At 37.0% G+C, this 6,928-nt stretch carries 3 protein-coding genes; 2 read left to right on the top strand and 1 reads right to left on the bottom strand.

All coding sequences use genetic code 11. The features are described from left to right. Window positions 1–249 precede the first annotated feature (249 nt). Window positions 250–2,778: a glycosyl hydrolase gene (locus tag ACOVQ4_RS20735; RefSeq protein ID WP_421822515.1), complete on the bottom strand. Its 2,529-nt coding sequence runs from the start codon at window positions 2,776–2,778 to the stop codon at window positions 250–252. A gap of 433 nt (window positions 2,779–3,211) precedes the next feature. On the opposite strand from ACOVQ4_RS20735, the gene ACOVQ4_RS20730 reads away from it, so the two are divergent. Both ACOVQ4_RS20730 and ACOVQ4_RS20725 read left to right on the top strand, forming a co-directional pair. Further along, a complete protein-coding gene (locus tag ACOVQ4_RS20730; RefSeq protein WP_421822514.1) occupies window positions 3,212–4,381 on the top strand; it encodes a pyridoxal phosphate-dependent aminotransferase in 1,170 nt (389 codons plus the stop codon). Beyond that, window positions 4,378–6,309 (top strand): DsbA family protein, encoded by a 1,932-nt coding sequence (locus ACOVQ4_RS20725; RefSeq protein ID WP_421822513.1) that lies wholly within the window; start codon window positions 4,378–4,380, stop codon window positions 6,307–6,309. The genes ACOVQ4_RS20730 and ACOVQ4_RS20725 overlap by 4 nt, the downstream gene beginning before the upstream one ends. Window positions 6,310–6,928: the final 619 nt, after the last annotated feature.

The following is a 6,928-nucleotide window of genomic DNA, read 5'->3' as shown; positions in this document are numbered from 1 at the left end:
GATTAGTGTTGTCTTTAAAATAAAATTGATATAGTGGCAACTCTTGCAGTTGTCATTTTGAAGGCGGCAACTGTAAGAGTTGCCACTACATCAAAAAAACTAATGAGTAAGAACGCTTTTGAACAACATAAAGTCCTTGGTACAACCCTAATATCGGATGTTGGATTTTGGAAGTATAGACTATTTTCTCAATCCTATTTTGTAAAAATCCAAAATCTCCAATCCTACATCCGCAATATTTTCTGATTCCTAGTAAAGAATTTGCACTGGCTCCAACAAACCAGAAGGTTCGGGTGGCCAAGTCGATGGCTCCAAGGCTTTGTATTGGATATCCACGATATTGATATCCTTGAATTTCTTCCAGTTATGGGATTGTTTGTCGATAAATCTCATGCGATTGGCAGAAAGATTTTTTACCTCGATTTCCAAATGATTTTTTTCTTTAAGTAACTTGGTTGGAATTGCGATTCGGAAGGGTAGGCACCAAAGAGTTCCTATATTTTGACCATTTAAGCGCACTTTCGCCGATTCTCGAACATTGCCAAGGTCCAAATAAATGACTTTTTCTTTAACAGATTTCCATTCAAAATCTATTGAATACTGGGCAGTTCCTGTGAAATATTGGTTAGTTGAATCCCCAACGCTTGTCCAAGAGTCTAGTTTCGTTGTTTGATAAGATTTTGGTAAAAATGGTTGTCCTTCCAAAAAGTTTATACTCCAAGTGCCATTAATTTCTATTTTATGGGTAGGTTGTGTCGTTTTATTTTTGGTAATGGTCTGGGTAGATTTTTTATCAAAAAATTGAATAAATCTACTTTCTCCAGCTAAAAGGGCTAATCTGATTTCGGTATAAGCTCCCTTTTTGTTTAGTGAGAGAGACTCTTTTGTTTGATGTAGCGGGTCATATATCTCCGCTGCTTCGCCTTTAGCACCTAATAATAAATTGCCTTCTTGAAATTTTTGAGAAAAATTACTTATAAAGTATAAAGTACCTTTGTTATTTTTCTTTTTGATAAAAGAAATTCCTTTACCTGCCATTTCCTCTGAGGTAATTCCAAGACTTGCTAAGGCATTGGGAAGGGTAGAAATTTCGGTGGTCTTTAAACTAGACTTGAATTTGGCTAATAATGTCTCGTTCGATTCCCAATTATGAAGGCCAGCTGTATTGGCAGGCAATTGGTCAATAAACAAAATTGGAGCGCCCTGTTTTTGTAAATCTTGTAAAGCTTTTAAGGTTTCTATTGGTAAAAACTGCGTTTTAGGTATCAAAAGGGTTTTGTAAGTGGTGCCTCCATGACTCTGGAGTTTTCCGTTTACATATTTTAACTGAGTCAATTGTAAATCAGAAATATAGTCAAAGTTAAAACCCTTGGTTTGCAATAATTTAGCAACTTGTCCAAATGAGTTATTGAACAAAAGTTCCTGAGCATTGGCATGTACAGATAACAAATGTATGTGGTCTTTACCTCCTGCGTCATGCCAAATGTCATGAATAGGGAAGTACAGAAGTACATCATTTTGCGCCTTTGATTCTTGTAAAAGTGCCTGACAGCGAGCAATATATTCGTTTAAATAATGTAATTCGTTCCAAAAATGACTTTGCTGATTAAAATTGGTCGATGCATAAAACAACCACCCCGGAAAAGCTTCTTGTGGCGGAGAATAAGGCACACCATGATAAAAAATATGATTGATGCCCGAGGTCAGCGATTCATCAATAATAGGTTTTACTTGTGATAATGATACCTTGAAGTGGTCGGCAAGCCAAGTGGCAGTTTCGGAGCCCACCAATTTTTTATTTTCGGTATTAGCAGCCGAACTAGCAAACTTAATCACAAGCGGGTCGGGAACTCCGTATCTGGTTTCTTCAAATTTTGGGTCTCTTCTAAAATTGGGTATATCAAAATATTTTGTCCCGAAGTATTCAGTTTCAGGAACATCCGATAAGGCATAAAGGTCGAGCATATTGCCGGGTGAACCATGAGCCTCGTTTCTTGAAATTTTACCCATTTTTCTTACACCTTCTGCCCAAGTTTTGGTAAAGGCTTCTCTGCATAAGTCGGCAATTGTAGCATTATAATCGCCAAAAATTCTTCTTTCGAAAAGCTCTTTGGTTTCGATTTTCGACAAAATACCCAAATATGGAGTTAAATCATATCCACGTCTTCTTTGAAATTCTTCCAAAAAATTATTGGTCCAGTTGGCTCCATACACCTCATACGAGTCGTTGTAAAGCGCACGAACCCCATACTCGGACGATTGGAATAGCGTTTGAAAAGGCTTCATATAGTGCTCGAGTGCTTGCTTATTGAAGTGGTCGAGCACAAAACCTTCGCCTCCGGGGGCGGCACGTTTTACCTTTTGTTTGGTCGGTAAAACTTTTACACTTGCTTTCCCATTTTCTGTGGTAATTTCAAAATATTTGGCTGCTTCGTTTTCTGTTACTTGTTTTCCACCAAATGGCCAACCTGTACCCATGGTCATATCTATTCCTAAGCCTAGTTTTTTTGCTTCTTTTACGGTAAAAGAAAGCATTTGATTCCATCGGGGACTGAGGAATTCTAGATTGTTGGCATCGTTGCCTTTTACCCCGTAAATTGGGATAATATGTAAACCGCCAAAACCCGCTTGAGCATAATCTTGTAAATTTTTACGAATACCCGCTTCGTCGACAGCACTGCCCATCCACCACCAATAAGCCCAGGGTTTGTAAGTATTATAACTTTGCGCATTACAATTCCACACACCAACCAAAGAGTATACAACAAGAAGATTCATGATGATACGCTTACTTAGCGGCCAAAACCCAGTTTTTATAATGCTTATAACTTTCATTATTTTATGTTTTTTTTGATTTTTTGGAATACATAGTTAATAAAATACTCGAATACTTGCATCCTGTTTCATACTGTATTGGTGTGGGCTGTGATTACTTTGGTCTTTGTATAATTCGTAAAATACAGAGTGTATGATTGAAAGCATCTTTTAAAACTTTTGCCTCGACCTCTTTCCCTCAAGGTTTTGGGTGCTGTCACAGATAGAATACTTCACAAGTATTTTAGTACTTGAGAATAATTACGAAAGAATATTTCATTTATAAAATTGTTTTTTCTACTTTTATTTCACATATTTAGCATACAAATAAAAGATTGTTGTAAATTCGATTACCAATAACCCATAAAATAAACATTATACCTTTTTAAATTATTCTATGTTTGATGACTCAACCGTAAATGTGGGTGTTCTCAAAGAGAGAGCCTACAACCTACGCTGGGCTACGGTTCCTGAAGGAGTTATACCGCTTACCGCCGCGGATCCTGACTTCCCGAGTGCACCAGAAATAGCTGAATCCCTTACTAAATTTATTAAAGACCGCTATTTGTGTTATGGCCCTCCAGATGGACTACCCCAGTTTAAGGAAAGTGTATCCCAATTTTTTAGACAAAAACGAAATGTACCAGCGAATCCTGCCTACACTATGCCTGTAGACAGCGCCGCTTTTGGAATTTATGTGATTTGTAAGGCCTTTTTAGGTAAAGGTGATGAAGCTATTATTTTTAATCCTGTCGACTTTCTTTTCAAATATTCTGTTGAAACAGTAGGTGCAATAGCCATCCCATACTCAATTCCTTCTGGAAAAGAATCCGTAGATTTTACCGAAATAGAAGCGCTGATTACACCAAAGACCAAAATGATTTGTCTTTGTAATCCACTGAATCCAACTGGAAAGGTTTTTTCGGCGGAGGAGTTGAATGTTTTGGGTACGATAGCTGTGAAGCACAACCTCATTATTTTATCCGATGAGATTTGGAGTGATATCGTGTTCCAGCCTTTTTGTTACACTAGTATCGCTAGTCTGGATGAGGCCATTCGTCAACAAACTATCATTGTAACAGGGTATAGCAAATCCTACGGTCTTGCAGGCCTACGGATTGGTTCGATACTTGCCTTTAATCAGGCACATTTTGACAAGGTATTTCAGGCATCCTTACATCAATCTACGGTACACGGTGCAAATGTTTTGGGACAAATTGCCGTTACTACCGCACTGAATGAATGTGGATACTGGCTGGAAGGGTTTATTAGCCACCTACAAAAAATGCGTGATTTATGTGTTGCTGAACTTTCATCCAGCAAAGGGGTGAGTATAATCCCGCCTCAAGGATGTTATGTAGCATTTGCAGATATCACAGGCACAGGCAAAACGAGTGCCGAAATACATGCTTATTTGCTTGAAACTGCCAAAGTGGCCATTGTACCTGGCTTGCCGCAATGGTTTGGCTCGGAGGCAGAGGGCTACATTAGGTTAAGTTTTGCTACTTCAAATGAGATTCTTTCTAACGCACTTTATCATATAAAAACCGCACTTAATAACTTATGAAAGTTGTAATAATTGGTGGGGGAGTGGCAGGTTTGTCACTAGGCCTTTTGTTGAACAAACAAAATATTGAGGTAACTATCAATGAAAAAATGACCGAGTTTCATACCCGAGGGCATGCATTTTTGATGCATCTGGATGGCTGGTCGATATTGGAGGAATTGAGCGAGGGCAAAAAGATGGCTCTCCCTGGGATAGAAATTGGTGAGTTTAACTTCAATAAGAGTACGGGCGAGCCTATCAAACGACAAAAATTGAACCTTTGGCGTTGTATCAAACGAAAAGATTTGATTGCCTTTTTGAATCAACTAGTACCAGAAGGAATTATCAAAACAGGTCGAGTTTTCTCCCATTTTATTTATGAAAATAACAAAGCCATAGCTGCCCAATTTACTAATGGTGAAATAGAATATGGTGATATTTTTGTTGGCGCTGATGGAAGTAATTCAGCAGTGAGAAATCAACTATTTGAACCAGTAGAATTTACAAAAGTAGAAGTAAAAGAAGTAGTTGGACTTTGCCAAAATACTGCCCTTACCACTAAGCTCCCAAACGTTTTTACCAAATTTCAAAGTGATACCAGAGGTATTAGCTTTGGGATGATTCCTGTTTCGGCATCAGATTTTGTTTGGTTTATGCAATACAACTCATTAGAGGCAGATTGTGGCGAAAATGCTTCTCCAGAGCAGTTAAAGGCTTTTTGTGATTTTCAATTGAGCGATTTTCCTCCAATTGTAAATGAATTACTGGCCTCCAATGATTTCTCTACAAGTTATATCTGGAATACGCGAGATTTTGGCCTATTGCCAACTTTTCACGATAGAAACGTGGTCTTAATTGGCGATGCGGCTCACTTAGCGCTTCCTTTTACGAGTGCAGGTACTACAAATGCCATCTTGGATGCCAAAATTCTAAGTGATTTAATTTTAAAAATCGGAAAATCAGAACTCGCATTTGAACAATACTATGCCGCTCGCAAGGATGAAATATCCAAACATATCTATCTCGGTCGAGAGCTTAAAGAATTATTCATGCATCCCGAAAAGATAGATGGTGATAAGATGGTAGTACCGCTGATTTCGAAAAAAGAAAGCGATGTTCAAACCAATAAACCTTTGAAAGTGCAGTACTTCACAGATCCTGTATGCTCAACTTGTTGGGTGGTACAGCCAATGCTTCGAAGACTTAAACTTGAGTATGGGGAATATTTTGAAATAGATTATCGTATGGGAGGGCTATTGCCTTCTTGGACAGATTATCAAAGAGGTCCAATTACGCAGCCATCTGATGTGGCTTCACATTGGGAGGAGGTTTGTATGATACACGGCATTCCACTTGATGGCGATATTTGGCTCGAAGACCCTTTACCTTCGTCTTATCCACCGTCGATTGCCTTTAAGGCAGCACAGATGCAAGATGGAGATTTGGCCATTTTATTTTTGAGAAGAATAAAAGAAATGTTGTTCTTAGAAAAAAAGAATATTGTAGACTTAAGTTATTTAGAAAAAGCTGCCTTTGAAGTTGGTTTAGATTCTGCGAAATTTATCAAAGACTATGAAACTAAGGCACAAGAAGCCTTTAGAAATGATTTGGTATTGGCGCAAAACATGGAAGTAGATATGTTTCCTACCCTTATTTTTACGAATCAAGACAACAAGACGATTATTGCGAAAGGGTATCAAGAATATGATTATTTCGAAAATATTATTCACGAATTGATTCCTGAAGCAAAAAAGCGTAAAATGAATACTGATCCGATTTTCCTTTTCAGTTGTTTTTCTACGATGACTAATAAAGAGTTTTCTTTTTTAAGTGAAAAATCAATTGAAGACACCGAAAAAACCTTAGAAAATCTCTATGAAAGGGGCTATATCGATAAATTCGAAAGTAAAAATGGTATTATTTGGAAAAGTAAATTAGCAGATTATTGATAATCTTTTCATTCAAGGAAGTTATTAGTTAATCAGTAATTGGGAAGATTGAATTAATGGTATATATGAGGTGAATTTTGAATATAACCTTCTGATTATGAATATCTTCAAATAAGCAATATGCTATTGACCTGATTACTAGACAAAGAGAGAAAAAGTATTTAGACTTTTTCAATGAATGTTTAAAAACAGTTTAAAACTGTTAAAAAAATGAGTCCAAGACTAAGTCTTGAACTAGTATCTTCAAATTTGTCCAGTAATTAGGCTATTGACTAATAACATTTTCCTTTGTAAAAGCTTCATGGGAGCCACAGTTTGGTAGCAATAATTTTGAGAATAACCTTTTTTGAGCGCCGTAGGTGCGACAGAATTCAAGATAGTTCTGTCGCATCTACGACGCTGATAAAAAGATTGAGTTCAATAGAAAATCTTAATAAATAAGTATTTAATGTTAAGTTGGAGAAACTAAACTAATGAGATAAAATGTTAGTAATCATAAAATTACACTCAAAACCCATCATTATCACACATACTTATTGAAGAATTAGTTATACCTTGTGTATATCCTTTTTCGACCGCTCTTTTGATTTTGTAATACTTGATTAATCAGCTTAAGACG

This window comes from Flectobacillus sp. (genome assembly GCF_049240685.1).
GTDB lineage: Bacteria > Bacteroidota > Bacteroidia > Cytophagales > Spirosomataceae > Flectobacillus.
This window is presented reverse-complemented; position numbering and strand designations above follow the sequence as displayed.